Source organism: Streptomyces sp. NPDC050549, assembly GCF_040655035.1.
Lineage (GTDB): Bacteria > Actinomycetota > Actinomycetes > Streptomycetales > Streptomycetaceae > Streptomyces.
Genome location: NZ_JBFAJD010000010.1, coordinates 1 through 15,587, shown reverse-complemented (window position 1 = coordinate 15,587; position 15,587 = coordinate 1). Strand labels below are relative to the sequence as shown.

The window sequence follows — 15,587 nt, the reverse complement described above, 5'->3', positions numbered from 1 at the left end:
GCGCCACCCCTCGACACAGACGGCTGCCGCGCTGGCATAACCATGCGGCATTCGTAAACCCAGCGTAGTTCGCCGCATCCCAAGCGTTAAGGGGCATTGTTCCGGTTGGCGGGATTGTGGTCCGTACGCGAGTGCGGGGTTTGCACGGAGGGTTGCGACGTGCCCCCGCCGTGTGGCCGTGCGCCCGTGTGTGCGCTCTTCTCCGGCCATCGCGGGAGCGCTTCGATGGATCGTGCGTGGGTCGGCCCGCTGTACTGGATCCAGTGGGCTGGGGGACACCGCCGCCTACATCCCCGCGGGCGGCGGACCGGTCCGGGAGGCGTACTCCGCCTCCCGGACTGTGCGCGGTACGAAGCGGTGCGCACGGCATGTACGGAGCGTGCGCGAGCCTGTGCTCGTAACACCGATTTGGCCGAAAATCGCCCCTGCCTCTCGGTGCCGAATACCGCTCCTACCACGGGAGTTGAGGGCGCGTTAGGGGTTTTGGGGGAGCGTATCGGGGGCGCATTCGCGTCGCGGACGTAGGGTCGTCCTTGTCCGGTTGTCCCTCGTCCAGGGCGTCTTCACGCGATCTCAAGCGGCTTCTCCGGCCCTCCGGAAGGCGTCCTTCATGGCAGCATGGTGCCCAGTTCGTGCGGTGCACTGGTTGTCCACAGCCTGTGGAGGCGTCGATGCGGTGGTTGGTGGGATGGAGCAGTACCGCCGCTGGAGCCGCCGCGATCGGTTCGGCGGGGGCTACCGGACTCGACGGTGAGACGGTGCATCCGGTGGGGTCCCAACTCCTGTGGGGAGACCCGGATCCGCTGTGGGCGGTCGGCGACTGGCGGCCCGACGAGGTGCGGGTCGTGAAGGTCGACGCGGAGACCCGGATCGCGGTCCTCGGTACGTGCGGTGCGTCCGACGAGGAGCTGCGCCTCAGCCTGTTCTCCGCGCGCGGAGGGGCGCTTCGGCATCTGACGGCCTGGTCGGGGAGCTACACGGCGGTCGTCAAGGTCGGCCGCCGCACCATGGTCTGCGGCGATCTCGCGGGCGCCAAGCCGGTGTTCTACACCCCCTGGGCCGGCGGTACGGCCTACTCCACGGCCGCGCTTCCGCTCGCCGACCTCATCGAGGCCAACCTCGACTTCGGGCACCTGGCGGCCCTCCTCGCGGCCCCCGATGTGCCCGCCGCGCTGCACGACTCCACGCCGTACGACGGCGTACGTCGCATTCCGCCGGGGCATGCGCTGATCCTGCGCGCCGGGGCGCGTGAGATCGCCGGGTACGAGCCGGTGGCCTCCCTCGCCGTCGCCGCCGCGGCCGTCGACCCCGACAGTGCGGTGGACGCCGTACGAGACGCACTCGTCGACGCCGTGCGTGCGCGCCTGTCCGCGCCCCGGCACGTTCCCGACATCGACCCGGGGCCGGTGCCCGGCATGGGGCCCGCCGAACGGCGTGCCGCGCGCGGGATGCCCGTCCCGGGGATCGGCGCCGACCTCTCCGGTGGGTCCGCCTCCGGGACGCTGGCCCTGCTCGCCGCCGGACTGCCGGGGGCGCCGGGCACGGTCCTCGGGCACGGCACCGGCGCGGGCGAGCGGCTCCTCGCCGTCACCTTCAACGACCTCGCCGTCCGCGGACGCGAGTCCGAGGTGGAGCGCGCGGGCACCCTCGCGGCCAACCCCCGCCTGCACCACGTGGTGGTGACCGGCGGCGAGGACGTCCTGCCGTACGCCGAACTCGACGGCCCCCTCACCGACGAACCCGGCCCCTCCCTGATCACCGCCGCCCGCCACCGCGCCCGGCTCGCGGCGGGCAGCGCCGACCACTTCACCGGCTACGGCGCCCGCCAGGTCCTGGACGCGCACCCGGCCCGCCTCGCCGACCTCCTCATGGACCGCAAACGGCGTCATCTGGTGCGCCCGGTGGCCGCGTTGGCGAAGGCGGACGGTTCGGTGATGGTCCCCGGGCGCGTGTACGGCGCGGCCCGGCGGCTGGCCCGCACCCCGTACGGCGCCGGGCTCGAAGTCCTCGCCGACCGGCTGATGAACCAGCGCTTCGACGAGCCCGGCGGCGCCGTCGGGGCCTCCCTCGCCGCGCTCACCTGGGCCAGACCGGGGCCCGCGGCACGTTGGCTGACCGGTGAGGCCCTAGCTGAAGTATCGGTTCGCCTGCAAGGGGCGCCCAGCCGTCAGGGCCAGGGAGTCGGCCCGGGACAACGCCCCGGCGACTTCCGCGCGCGGGCCGCACTTGCCAGACACGCGGGAGACCTGCGCGTCCTCGAACAGGCCGCCGAGATCCGCTCCCAGCGGCTGCACATGCCCTTCCTCGACAACCAGGTGGTCCGGGCCTGCCGGACCCTTCCCGAGGCGCTACGGGTCCAGCCAGGGGCACGCGCGGCCATCCTCCGTACGGTCCTGGAGGGCGCCGGCGTCGGCGACCTCCCGCCCGGCTGGGGCGCCCCCTCCCACGCGTCGGCGGCAGCCGCGTCCCGTACCGGCCTCCGGGTCGCCGCGGACTCCCTGATGGCCCTCTTCGACACACCCCTGCTGGCACAGGCCGGCCTGGTGGAGGCCCGCGTCGTCCGCAAGGCGCTCCGCGCGGCGGCCCAGGGCGAACCGCTGCCCCTGGACGGCCTCGCGGACCTGGTCTCCCTGGAACTCTGGCTGGGCCGCCTCCTCGCCCGCCGGGGCACCTGCTGGACGGGAACACCGGCACGCGCGCGTGCGGTACCGGCCGGGATCAGGCCGCAGCGGGGGGCACTGGCCTCCGGCGGGGGAGCGGGTGTGGGCTGAGCGTCGCGCGTGCGGGGGTGGCTTGGGTGTTCTGACACGGTGACCTGGGCGGCGCAACCGGTGCAACGGGAGTTGTGGCTCGGGCGGTTGTCGGCTCGCCGGGGGCGTGTTGGACGGGAACACTGGCACGGGTGCGTGGGGTACCGGGGGGAGTGGGCTGAGCGGCGCGCGTGCGGGAGCGGTTTGAGTGTTCCGACACGGCGACTTGGGCAGAGCGCCGGCGCAACTGGAGTTGTGGCCCAGCCGTCTCCTCGACCGCTCGGAGGACCTGCTGGACGCGAACACCGGCACGCGCGCGTGCGGTAGCCGGCGGGAGTGACCTGAGCGGCGCGCGGGCGGGAGCCGCTTCAGCGTCCCGTCGTGACGGTCTCGGGCAGCGCACCGGCACAAACCGCTCCAACTGCGGGCCCCGCCCGCAAACGCCGTGACCTTGCACCCCGCGCCCGGCGACAATGGCCCGGTGCGGTACGGAATCCTGGGCAGTACCCGGGCGGAGGACGAGCGGGGCGCTGTCGTGGCGCTCGGCGGTGCGCGGCTGCGCGCGCTGCTCGCCGCCCTCGCCCTGCACCCGGGCCGGATCGTCCCCTTCGGCGCCCTGATCGACGAGGTGTGGGCGGACGAGCCTCCCCAGGACGCCCCGGCCGCCCTCCAGGCCCTCGTCGGCCGGCTGCGCCGTACCGTCGGCAAGGACGCGATCGTCTCCGAACCCGGCGGCTACCGGCTCGCGGCGACCCGGGACGACGTGGACCTGCACGTCTTCGAACGGCTGGTGCGCCAGGGCACGGCCGCCCTGGAGCGGGGCGAGGCGACCGCCGCCGCCCGCGACCTCGGCGAGGCGCTCGCCCTGTGGCGCGGGCCGGCCCTCGCCGACCTCCCCGACCGGTCCGCCGCCGCCCGCCCGGACGCGCTGCGCGAGGAGGCCACCCGCGCGCGGGCCGAGGCCGACCTGCTGCTGGGCCGCGCCGCCGACGCCGTACCTGAGCTGAAGGAACTGACCGCGGCCCACCCGTACGACGAACCGCTGCACGCCCTCCTCATCCGCGCCCTGCGCGACTCGGGCCGGGGGGCCGACGCCCTCGCCGCCTACGAGACCGCCCGGCGCGCGCTCGCCGACGGCCTCGGTACCGATCCCGGGCCGGAACTCCGGGCCCTGCACGGCGAGTTGCTCAAGCCACCGCCTACGGCCCACCGCGCCCGGCAGCCGGAACGCAGAGGCGACCATTCCGCCCGGCAGCCGGAGCACAACGGCAACCACCCCGCCCGGCACTCCGAACGCGACGGCAACCTGCGTCCACGGCTTACCTCTTTCGTGGGCCGGGAACCCGAGATCGCCGCCATCCGTTCCGAAGTGCACAGGGCCCGCCTCGTCACGCTCACCGGACCGGGCGGCTCAGGGAAGACCCGTCTCGCCGAGGAAGCCGCCGCCGGGCTACCGCAGGCGTGGCTGGTCGAGCTCGCCCGGCTCGACCGGCCGGAGGCGGTGCCGGGCGCGGTGGTCAGTGCCCTCGGTCTGCGCGAGACCGTACTGATGACCACCGAGCTGGCGGTCCCCCAGGACGACCCTGTAGCCCTGCTGATCGAGTACTGCGCGGCGCGCAGCCGACTCCTGATTCTTGACAACTGCGAACATGTCATCGGCGCGGTGGCCGACCTCGCCGAGACCCTCCTGACCCGCTGCCCGGGGCTCACGATCCTCGCCACCAGCCGTGAACCCCTGGGCGTCCCCGGCGAGTCGGTGCGCCCGGTCGAACCCCTCGTCCCCGACCAGGCACACCGCCTCTTCGCGGAGCGCGCCGCCGCCGTCCGCCCCGACGCCGAGACCGTGCTCCAGGACACCGAAGCGGTGACGGAGATCTGCCGGCGCCTCGACGGCCTGCCCCTGGCCATCGAACTCGCCGCCGCCCGGCTGCGGTTGCTCACCCCCCGCCAGATCGCCGACCGCCTCGACGACCGCTTCCGCCTCCTCACCTCCGGCAGCCGCACGGTACTGCCCCGCCAGCAGACCCTGCGGGCCGTCGTCGACTGGTCCTGGGACCTGCTCGACGAGCACGAGCGGACCCTGCTGCGCGAGGTCTCCGTGTTCGCCGGCGGCTGGGACCTCGCGGCGGCGGAGAGTGTGTGCACCGGCCCCGCGGCGGACCTGATCGGCGCCCTCGTCGACAAGTCCCTGATCGTGGCCACCCCGGGGGAGGCCCACGACGGCATGCGCTACCGCATGCTGGAGACCATCCACGAGTACGCCGTGGAGCGCGCCGCCGAGACCCCGGAAGTGCGGACGGCGGCCGAGCATCGGCACCGGGCCTGGGTGCTGGCCCTCGTCGAGGAGGCCGAGCCGCTGCTCCGCTCCTGGGAGCAACTCCCGTGGATCGCCCGCCTGGAGACCGAGCTCGACAACATCCGCGCGGCCCTCGACCGGACCGTCACCGCGGGCGACGAGGCGGAGGCGGGTGCGCTGGCCCTCGCCGTCGGCTGGTTCTGGTGGCTGCGCAACTACCGCCGCGAGGGCGTCGACTGGACCGAGCGCATCCTCGGCCTCATCACCACCGGGGCCGCTCCGGACTCGTTCGGGGCTTATCTCGAAGCCCCGGACGCGGACACCGACCACCCCCTGCACGCCCAGCGGATGAACCTCCGGATGCTGCACCTCTTCCTGGGCGCCGAATCAGGAGCCCTGGACCACCTGCCGAACGGACTGCGGGACGAGCGGCTGCGCCGGTACGTCACGCTGGTGCAGGCCTTCTTCGCCGGCGGAGGCCCGGACGCGGCCCGTATGCCGGGGCTCGCCTGGCCGTTCACCGCCTACTTCCTGCGCGACACCATGGACATCCGGGACGTCATGGACGTGGCGGTCGCCAACGCCCGTGCGTACGGCGGGGATTGGGAGATCGCCGTCATCATGATGTTCCGCACGCACATGGTCGTCGACTCCCCGGGCGGCATGGCGGGCGTCGACGACGACCTGGCGGAACTGCGCGAGCTCTGCCGCCGCGTCGGAGACCGCTGGGTACGGGCCCAGGTGTCCAGTGCGGTCGGCGAGGCCGCCATGGGCCGCGGCCGGTTCGAGGAGGCCAAGGCGGCGTACGAGGAGGCGCTCGCGCTCGCCTACGAGGTCGGCGCCCACACCGAGACGCCGTTCCTCATCGCCCGCCTCGCCGAGCTGGCCTTCCGCGCGGGTGACCGCGAGAGCGCGATCGAGGGCCTGGACGAGGCCACCGAGGCCTCCGACCGGCACGGGGTCGCGGACGCCCACGCGTTCATCCAGCTGCTGCGCGCGCACATCGCACTGGAGGACGGGGACGTGACCCACGCCCGCGCGCTGTGCGAACAGGCCCGTGAGGAGAGCGGACACGGCACCCCGCCGCCCCAGTTCCGGGTGGCGCTGAACGCGGTCGGAGCCCTGGTCACGGCCGCCGAGGCCGGTCCCGAGCGCGGGCTGGTGGCGATGGCCGCCGCCCTGCGCGAGGCGGTGGAGCTGCGCTGCGCCGAGGTGGTCATGGCGAGCCTGGTCGACCACGCGGCGACACTGTTCGCCGAACTCGGCGAACTCCCGCCCGCCGTAAGGCTGTTCGCGGCGGCCGACCGGTTGCGCGGCGGTCATCCGCGCCCCATGCCGGAGCGCGCGCGGACCGAGCGCATCGAGGAGACCGCCCGCGCCGCACTGGGCCCCGGGCGCTACGCCACCGAGCGCGCCCGGGGCGAGTCCCTCACCGTCGCCGAGGCGCTGACCGAGCTGCCCTCACCCGCGCCGGGCCCTACTGGCAGGTGAACTTCGACTCCGCCCAGTCGGCGAGCGCCAGGTCGTCGAAGGAGCTGCGCGGCTCGACCACCAGCCGAACGGTCTTCCGTCCGGCCAGGTTCACATGGACCGGCACCGCAGGGTCCCCGCCGTCGATCTCCCCGGAGCTCCACAGCCGGACCCCGTCGGCGTACACCGAGAAGTAGATCCTGCCGAGCCCGAGCATCATGTCGTCGACGCCGACCGACGCGTCGTAGGAGACGCACTGCCGGTTGAGGTCGATGGCGACGGAGGAGCGGCCGTGCACGGTGACCCCGTGGGTGTAGCGCGTGCCGCCGATCGAGACGCCGTAGCGCTGCCACACCCAACTGCTGTCGCCGAGCCGGATCTCCGGGGCGGTGCCGTCGCCGTTGACGTTGTAGGAGAGCTGGCTCACCTGGAAGATCGTCGGCGCAGGTGGGGGCGTCGGGGGCGGTGTCGGGGTGGGCGTGGGCGTCGGCCGGGGGGTCGGTGTCGGCGTCGGGGACGCCTTCGGGGCCGGGGTCGGTGTCGGCCTGGGCTTGGGCGCGGGCGACGGGGTCGGGCTCGGGGTGGGGGTCGGTTCTGGGGCCAACACCGCCGGTTCCGGGGCAGGTTGCTTCTTCGGGGGCGTGGGTGTCGGCGGCTCGGGCTTGACGACGGGGGAGGAGGACGGGGCCGGCTTCGCCTCGGGTGTCTTCGCCGGACTGTCGTGGTTGGCCAGCGCGAACGCCACCACCGCCACCACACCCGCCGCGACCACACCGGCGGCGATGCCCGCCTTCACCGGCGCCCCGAGCCCCTCGGAGGCCGCCGTGCCACCGGCACCGGCCCCGCCCGAAGAGCTGCCACCGGCCGCGGCGGACGCCCCGGCGGCGCCCGCCGCGCCGGACGAACTCCCGCTCGCCGCCGCGGCAGCGCCCGCTGCACCGGCCGCGCCCGCTCCCGCGCCGCCCGCGATGAGCGCGACCGCCTTGGCGTACCCGGCGGCGCCGAACCAACCGATGACCGCGACCGGGACGACCGCCGGGATGCCGCTGGCGACCTCCTCGATCTGCAGCGCGGCCAGCCGGCACTTGGCGCACTCCTCCAGGTGCTTGCGCAGCCCACGCTCGGCACGCGTACGCAGCCGGCGGCGGGCGTAGGTGCCGAGCTGGTCGGCGTAGCGCGCGCACTCCTCGTCGTCGGTGAGGGTGGCGCTGACATGGGCCTGCAGATAGGCCTGCTTGAGGCCCTCACGGGCCCGGCTGGCCAGCACGCGCGTGCCGTTGGCGTCGAGCCCGAAGAGCGTGGCGACCTCGCTCGGAGACTCGTCCTCCACCTCGGTGTGCCACAGCACGGCCTGCCACCGCTCGGGCAGCGACCGGAACGCCCGCATGGCCATCGACTGCTCGGCCTCGTGCATCGCCCGGACATCGGCGCCCAGATCCAGTGTGTCGTCGTCGGACACCTCGGACACGCGCGCGGACTGCGCGGCGAACACCGCGAAGTCGTCGACGAGTTGCTCCCGCTTGGCCGACTTCGTCCAGTTCGCGGCGACCCGCCGGACGGAGGTCAGCAGATAGGCGCGTACGGCGTGCTCGGGCCCGGAACCGCCGCGCACCGCCTGGAGCATGCGGGCGAAGACCTCCGCGGTCAGGTCGTCGGCGGTGTGCGCGTCCCGGCAGCAGGTACGGGCGTAGCGGCGCACGGCGTCCGCGTGGCGCCGGTACAGCTCCTCGTACGCCGTGTCGTCACCGGCGCGCATCCGCTCGATCAGCGAGGCGTCGGCCGTCGGCATCTCCAGCGGCGGCGGCAGGACGCTGCCCTCGCGCTGCGCCGGGACGCTGCTCTCGCCGGGACCGGCGTCCTGGGGGACGCCACTGGGCCCGCCCTGGCTCGGCACCTGTGGTGAGGTCAGCCCACCGGCCTCCGGATCACCGTCACCCAGTGACTCGTCCCGCCCGTCAACGCTCATCGCGGAAAGCCCCCGCCGCCTGCCCAACCAGTCCCGAACACCGGGTCAGCGTAGCCATATTGGCTTTTGTTCAGGACCCCGTCGCACGGACCATCCACTCGTCCGTGGGGACTTCCCGCAATGCAGTACTAGCGTTCACCCCTCCGGGGAAGGCTCAACTCTCGCCCCCGGAAAGGGAGTTGGTACCGATGACCGAAATGCCCGGAATTGCTTCCGGGCATCACTCGGGGCGCGGGCCGCGCAGCGCCCACGCACCACAGTCACCTATTCGAGTCACCCGCGAACGGGCCTCCCGACCCCGAGGAACCGGCCTCACAGGGGCCGCGACCGCAACCCCTCCAGCAGGATGTCCAGCAGTCGCGCCGAGGCCGCCGCCTGCTGCGCCGCGTCCGGCAGCGAGGGCGCCGCCGTGGCGATCACCAGCAGCACGTCCGACACCGACACGTCCGGCCGCAGCTGACCCGCCGCCCGCGCCCGGTCCACCAGCTGTCCGACGACCTCCAGCAGCGCCGCCGCCCCGGCGTCGTCGACCACCGACCCCAGGGACCCCGCCGACTCCTCCGGCACGAGCCGCAGTTCACCTGTGCCCGGCTGCGTCCGCTGCTGCGGCACCCGTGCCTCGTCGAACAGGGAGCCCTCGGCGCCCTCGTCGGCGACGCCCACCCGCAGCACCTGCGGCGGCAGCAGCCGCCCGGCGCCCGAGGCCACCGACGTCCGCAGGAAGCGCGACAGCGCCGACCACGGCTCGTCCTCCTGGCCGAGCGCCGAACGGGCCTGGTCCGTCAGCCGGGAGGTCTCCTCCTCGGCTATCCGGCGTACCAGGACGTCCTTGCTCGGGAAGCGCCGGTACACCGTGCCGACACCGACCCGTGCGCGCCGCGCCACGTCCTCCATCGGCGCGCCGTAGCCCAGCTCGCCGAAGACCTCACGCGCCGCCCGCAGTACGTGCTCAAGATTGCGCTGTGCGTCCACGCGCAACGGCGTCGTGCGCGAGCTGTCCCCGCGTCCGTTTCCCGCCGTCGCACCGACCGCGCCGCCGGATGCGACGGCAGACGCGGATGTCCAATGAGAGTCCTGAATATGCATACACGTTCCCCCGGTTAATGACGTCTCCCCCCGGAGACTCCCCGCCATTGGCAGCCGGAGCATCGTGAGACAAGCCCGGTTCACGAACCACGCTTCTCGCGGGCTCGTTGAGCGCATCCCCCTTCACCCCGTCGACACACGAACATAGTTGAGCGGGGGTCAATTCAGAAGGGGCAGGTTCCGCACGGAGCGCCCCCCGATCGGAGTACGGGTCGCATACATCCCGATTGCGCCCCCGAACGTCACCCCGATCACCCCCACTGACCTGCACACCTGCCCCGCACTCCGGCAATTCCGGCGCCCGCGCGCGGCCTCCCCGCCCGGTCACACAATTTGTCGAGCCTGTGGACAAACTCCAGCGCCGGGTGCGTCATGGGATGGTGAAGGAACGCGCGCGCATTCTCGTTGTCGGTGGCGGCTACGTCGGGATGTACACGGCCCTGCGCCTTCAGAAGAAGTTGAAACGTGAAATCAGGCGCGGGCAGGTCGAGATCACCGTCGTCTCCCCCGACCCTTACATGACTTATCAGCCGTTTCTCCCCGAGGCCGCCGCCGGTTCGATCTCCCCCCGCCATGTCGTCGTCCCGCTGCGCCGCGTCCTCGACCGGTGCCGGGTCGTCATCGGCGAGGCCACCGCCATCGACCACGCCAAGCGCACCGCGACCCTCAGCACCCTCGCCACCGAGGAGGAGGGCACCGGCACGGAAGAGCTGTCGTACGACGAACTCGTCCTGGCACCCGGCTCGATCGTGCGCACCCTCCCGATCCCCGGTCTCGCCGAGCACGGCATCGGCTTCAAGACCGTCGAGGAGGCCATCGGCCTGCGCAACCACGTCATCGAGCAACTGGACATCGCCTCCTCCACCCGCGACCCCGCGATCCGCGACGCGGCCCTGACCTTCGTCTTCGTAGGAGGTGGCTACGCGGGTGTCGAGGCGCTCGCCGAGCTGGAGGACATGGCCCGCTACGCCGTGCGCTACTACCACAACGTCCAGGCCGACGACATGAAGTGGATCCTCGTCGAGGCCTCAAACCGCATCCTCCCCGAGGTCGGCGAGGAGATGGGCACCTACACCGTCACCCAGCTCCGCAGACGCAACATCCAGGTACTCCTGGAGACCCGCCTCGCCTCCTGCGGCGACCGCGTCGCCGTACTCGACGACGGCCAGCGCTTCCCCACCCGCACGCTCGTGTGGACGGCCGGCGTCAAACCCCACCCGGTCCTCGCCGCCACCGACCTCCCGCTCAACGCGCACGGCCGCCTCAAGTGCACCGCCGAGCTGACGATCGAGGGCGCCACGCACGCGTGGGCCGCGGGAGACGCGGCGGCCGTCCCCGACGTGACCGCCGACGCGCCCGGCACCCACACCGCCTCCAACGCCCAGCACGCCGTCCGCCAGGCCAAGGTCCTCGGCGACAACATCGCGCACTCGCTGCGTGCCGAGCCCCTTGAGACGTACGCCCACAAGTACGTCGGCTCGGTCGCCTCCCTGGGGTTGCACGAAGGTGTCGCGCAGGTCTACGGACGGAAGCTGAAGGGCTACCCTGCCTGGTTCATGCACCGCGTCTACCACCTCAGCAGGGTGCCCACCTTCAACCGCAAGGCCCGTGTGCTCGCCGAATGGACCCTGGCGGGGCTCTTCAAACGGGAGATCGTCTCCCTGGGTTCACTCGAACACCCGCGAGCCGAGTTCGAACTCGCTGCCGGTGGGAAGCCTCCGCACGACCCGAAGGGGTCGAACTGACCGGACCGAGGAACTCCACGAGCGGCCCCGGCGTCTGACGAATATCGGCCCGGTCCGCAACACTGCCAGACTGGTCCCCGACTTCGGACGGGCCCGCGCCCGCCCGTCCCACCCAAGAGGCTCTCCCCACTGTGCTGCATTCCCCGGCGACCGATGTGCGGCCCCCACCGCGCGGCCCCCGGACCCCCGGCAGGGTCCGGAACGGGCCGACGACACCTACACGAGGCAAGGATTCGTGAACTTCACGCGCTGGAGCGCCCGGCTCCCCGGAACGCAGCGCCGCGCCGCAGCGCGGACCGACCACCAGGTCACCCCGGACCGCCGGGGCGAGGGCTCCGTCCCCGCGGCCCGCGCCGAGCAGCTCACCGACGAGCCGCCGCCCGTCCCCGCCGTCGACGACCTGCCCGTCCGCGAGGTCCTCGACCGCGTCCCGGCCCTCGTCGCCCTGGTGCACGGCCCCGACCAGCGCATCGCGTACGTCAACGACGCCTACGTGGCGGCCTTCGGCGACCGCCCCCTGGGCGCACCGGCCCGCGGAGCCCTCCCCGAGCTCGACGAACTGGGCCTGCTCCCGCTTCTCGACCAGGTCCTGCGCAGCGGCAAGCCCCGCACCCTCAAGTCCCGCAAGGCTCCAGGCGGCCGGTCCTACACGTTCACCTGCACCCCGGTCGCCGAGAGCGCCGACGGCGGCGAGGGCGGCGTCCTGATCTTCGCCACCGACGTCACCGACCACGCCGAGGCCGCCGAACGCCTGCGCACCAGCGAACGCCGCCAGCGCGAAACGGCGGTGACCCTTCAGCGCTCCCTGCTCCCCCAGGAGCTCGAAGAGCCCGACGACCTGCGCATCGCTGCCACCTACCAGCCCGGCGGCACCGAGGCCGCGGTCGGCGGCGACTGGTACGACGTGATCACCCTCGGCGGCGGCCGGACCGCCCTGGTCATCGGCGACGTCATGGGCAGGGGAGTCCGTGCGGCGGCCGTCATGGGCCAACTCCGCACCGCGGTCCGCGCGTACGCACGCCTCGACCTGCCCCCGCACGAGGTCCTCCAGCTCCTGGACGGCCTCGCCACGGAGATCGACGCCAACCAGATCGCCACCTGCGTGTACGCCATCTTCGACCCGAACGAGGGCCGCCTGGTGTACGCCTCCGCCGGCCACCTCCCGATCCTCGTCCGCGACGAGACGGGAGAGGTCCAGCGCGCCGACGAACCCACCGGCCCCCCGCTCGGCACCGGCGGCTGGATCCACTCCTCCGGCTCGATCCCGCTCAGCCCCGGCTCCACGGCGGTCCTCTACACGGACGGCCTGGTGGAACGCCGGGACGAGGACCTGGACGAGGGGATCGCCTCCCTGGAGCGCGCGTTGGCCGGCGCCACCGGCACCCCCCAGGTCGTCTGCGACCGCCTGGTCCGCTCGCTCGGCGTCACCGCCGACCACGACGACGACGTCGCCGTCCTGGTCGTCCAGCACCCGACCCGCACCGGCCACGACGGCGACCTCTTCCGCAACGCGGCCCTGGAGCTCCTCGGCGGAGTGGAGGCGGCCCCACGCGCGCGTGCCTTCGCCTCCGGAGTCCTCACCAGCTGGCGCTTCCCCACCGAACTCCACGACCTGGGAGTCCTGGCCGCGAGCGAACTCGTGGCCAACAGCCTCCAGCACGGCACCCCACCCATGCGCCTACGGCTGCGCCGCACCGACCGCCGCCTCATCGTCGAGGTGACGGACGGCGACGACCACCTCCCGCGCCGCCGCCGCGCGGAACCCGCAGACGAGTCCGGCCGCGGCATCGCGATCGTCGCGACGATCGCCACCAACTGGGGCTCCCGCCGCACCCCCGGCGGCGGCAAGGCCGTCTGGTGCGAGTTCGTACTCCCCAAGACGGCCCCGGTATGACCTACGCGTCCGCGCCCACCGGCTCGACAGCCCCCCGAGCGACGACCAGACTCCCCTTGGCCCGCCAAGGCTGATCCTGTACGGCGGTCAGCTGCCGCCCCAGCCGCACGGCGAGCACGCTGATCCCCAGCGAGAACACCAGGAACGTCACGACATACGGCCCCGGCAGCGAGGCCCCCAACGGCCCGCCCACCGCGGGCCCGACGGCCAGCGCGAGCTGCTTCACCAGGGCGAAGGCCGAGTTGTACTGCCCGGCCATCCCCTCCGGCGCCAGATCTGCGACCAGCGGCGCGACGGTCGGCGACAGCATCGCCTCACCAAGACCGAACAGGGCGTACGTCGACACGAAGGCGGCCGTGGCCATCTCCTGACTCCCGTGCCCGAGCCCGGCATACCCGGCGGTCACCCACGCCAGCGCCCAGATCAGCCCGACACCGGCGATCACCCGGGACCGCCGCCGCCGCTCGACGAACTTCAGCACGGCGAACTGCGCGACCACGATCATGGCGGTGTTCGCGGCCAGCGCCGTCCCGAGCGCGGACGTGGAGATCCCGGCAGCCTCGACCCCGTAGGCACTCAGCCCCGACTCGAACTGCCCGTAGCACGCGAAGAACATGACGAAGCCGAGCACGCTCAGCTGCACCATGGCCCGATTGCCGAGCAGTTGCTTCCAAGCACCCTTGGCCGACTGAGAGGGAGCGTCACCGATCGCGGGCGAGTGCGGCATGCGCACGGTCGCCATCACCCCGGCGAGCACCAGGAACATCGCCGCCTCGATCCCGAACAGCAGCGTGAACGACGACGCGCTGGTCGTGTCGACCAGATGACCCCCGATGAGCCCACCGACACCGAGCCCGAGGTTCTGCAGAAAGAACTGCATGGCAAACGCCCGCGACCGCGTCTCGGCCGTCGAACACTCCACGATCATCGTGGCAAGCGCCGGCTGCATCACGGCCTGCCCGGCCCCGAGTGCCGCGGCCGACACCAGCACCGCCCCCGCACTCCCCGCCAGCCCCAGACTCATCGACCCTACGGCGGCCAGAACCAGGGCGACGATCAGAACCGGCCGTGGGCCACGCCGGACGATGGCCCGCCCGGCGAACGGCAGCACGATCAGCGCGGCCACGGCGAAGACGGCGAGGACGAGCCCCGCCGTCATACCCCCAAGACCCCGCACCTGCGCCACATAGACGTACAGGTAGGGGACCGTGAAGCCGAGCCCGAACGCGCTGAGTGCGTTGCCCACGTGGATCCGGCGCATCGCTGCGCCCATCGCCCTGGTCACGTTCACCTCAATCAACTAGTTAGACCTGAAGACTTAGAAGCTAAAGAGTACATAATCAAGGACTTCAAGGCAAAGGAAGCGCGTGCCATACTGCGCGCATGGCCGACACCAGCGGCGTCCCGGAGCCGACGCTCGACGAACAGATCGCCGCCTATCAGCGTGAATTCCGGGACCTCGACCCCCAGGTCGAGAAGATCGTCTCGGCCCTGGGCCGCCTCAACCGCCGCATGAACGTCGCCTACGGCCGCCAGACCGCGAACCTCGGCATCAGCAGCGCCGACTGGGAGGTCCTCAAGGCCCTGGTCCTGGCCGGCGACCCCTACCGGATGGGCCCCAGCGACCTCGCCAAGCGCCTCGGCCTCACGCCGGCCGCGATGACCCACCGGATCGACCGCATGGTCGCCGAGGGACTGGTCACCAGGGAGCGCGACGAGTCCAACCGCGTCCGCGTGATCGTGGAGCTGACCCCCGAGGGCCGCGGCAAGTGGCTGGAGTCGATGCGCATGGCGACGGTCTTCGAGGAGGACCTGCTCCAGGACCTGTCACTCGAGGAGCGCACAGTCCTCGGCGAGGTCCTCACCCGGCTGCTCCGTAGGGTGGAGCACGCGCAGCCGGACGCGGGCGGGCGCCTGAGCGACCTGGACTGACGGGCCTGCGGCCCGCCTCCGACTCGCCCAGGAAAAGATCTTGACAGGGGTAGTTGACACACCTCTCGCCGATCCGTAAAGTTCTTCGGGTTGCCGCCGAGCCGTAACGGTTCTCCGGTGGCACCTCCGCCGCGACAGCGGCAACCCAAACCATCCGCGCGATCTCCCAACGGGATTGATTTCGGCGTGCCCGAATTCAATTCGATTTGGGCTCGGCTGTGTTCGATCAGGTCACTGGACCTCGATTGGAACTCCGCCGGGGGAATCGGCTAAGGTTTGAGACGTCGGAACGGCCCAGCGGCCGGGATGGCAGCCCCTTCTGACTGGGAGTCAGGCCCGAAAGGATCTGATAGAGTCGGAGTCGCCGGAAAGGGAAACGCGGAAGCGGGAACCTGGAAAGCACCGAGGAAATCGGTACCGGAAACGGTCTGATAGAGTCGGAAACGCA

The 15,587-nt window shown here is 72.5% G+C and carries 8 protein-coding genes; 5 read left to right on the top strand and 3 right to left on the bottom strand.

The genetic code is table 11. The features are described from left to right. Nucleotides 1-671 precede the first annotated feature (671 nt). Nucleotides 672-2,771: an asparagine synthase-related protein gene (locus AB0I51_RS16650; protein WP_362975648.1), complete on the top strand. Its 2,100-nt coding sequence runs from the start codon at nucleotides 672-674 to the stop codon at nucleotides 2,769-2,771. A gap of 460 nt (nucleotides 2,772-3,231) precedes the next feature. Then, nucleotides 3,232-6,537, top strand: coding sequence for a BTAD domain-containing putative transcriptional regulator (locus AB0I51_RS16645; RefSeq protein WP_362975646.1), 3,306 nt, complete (start codon nucleotides 3,232-3,234; stop codon nucleotides 6,535-6,537). Here AB0I51_RS16645 and AB0I51_RS16640 read toward each other — a convergent pair. After that, nucleotides 6,524-8,482 carry a sigma-70 family RNA polymerase sigma factor gene (locus AB0I51_RS16640; RefSeq protein WP_362975644.1) on the bottom strand — a complete coding sequence of 653 codons (1,959 nt, stop codon included), beginning with the start codon at nucleotides 8,480-8,482 and terminating at the stop codon, nucleotides 6,524-6,526. The genes AB0I51_RS16645 and AB0I51_RS16640 overlap by 14 nt on opposite strands. 312 nt (nucleotides 8,483-8,794) lie before the next feature. Further along, the gene (locus tag AB0I51_RS16635; protein ID WP_362975642.1) at nucleotides 8,795-9,568 is read right to left on the bottom strand and encodes a helix-turn-helix domain-containing protein; all 774 of its coding nucleotides are present in this window, start codon (nucleotides 9,566-9,568) and stop codon (nucleotides 8,795-8,797) included. Nucleotides 9,569-9,945: 377 nt separating this feature from the next. Between AB0I51_RS16635 and AB0I51_RS16630 the strand changes: the two genes are divergently transcribed. Continuing rightward, nucleotides 9,946-11,313, top strand: a complete 1,368-nt coding sequence (locus AB0I51_RS16630; protein WP_362975640.1) for an NAD(P)/FAD-dependent oxidoreductase — start codon at nucleotides 9,946-9,948, stop codon at nucleotides 11,311-11,313. 235 nt (nucleotides 11,314-11,548) lie between these two features. Then, the gene (locus AB0I51_RS16625) at nucleotides 11,549-13,207 is read left to right on the top strand and encodes a SpoIIE family protein phosphatase (protein WP_362975638.1); all 1,659 of its coding nucleotides are present in this window, start codon (nucleotides 11,549-11,551) and stop codon (nucleotides 13,205-13,207) included. Between the two features lies 1 nt (nucleotide 13,208). On the opposite strand, the gene AB0I51_RS16620 is transcribed toward AB0I51_RS16625, so the two are convergent. Next, nucleotides 13,209-14,492: an MFS transporter gene (locus AB0I51_RS16620; protein ID WP_362975636.1), complete on the bottom strand. Its 1,284-nt coding sequence runs from the start codon at nucleotides 14,490-14,492 to the stop codon at nucleotides 13,209-13,211. A gap of 98 nt (nucleotides 14,493-14,590) precedes the next feature. On the opposite strand from AB0I51_RS16620, the gene AB0I51_RS16615 reads away from it, so the two are divergent. After that, complete coding sequence (locus tag AB0I51_RS16615; RefSeq protein WP_362975634.1) at nucleotides 14,591-15,139, top strand: MarR family transcriptional regulator; 549 nt, start codon at nucleotides 14,591-14,593, stop codon at nucleotides 15,137-15,139. Nucleotides 15,140-15,587 lie beyond the last annotated feature (448 nt).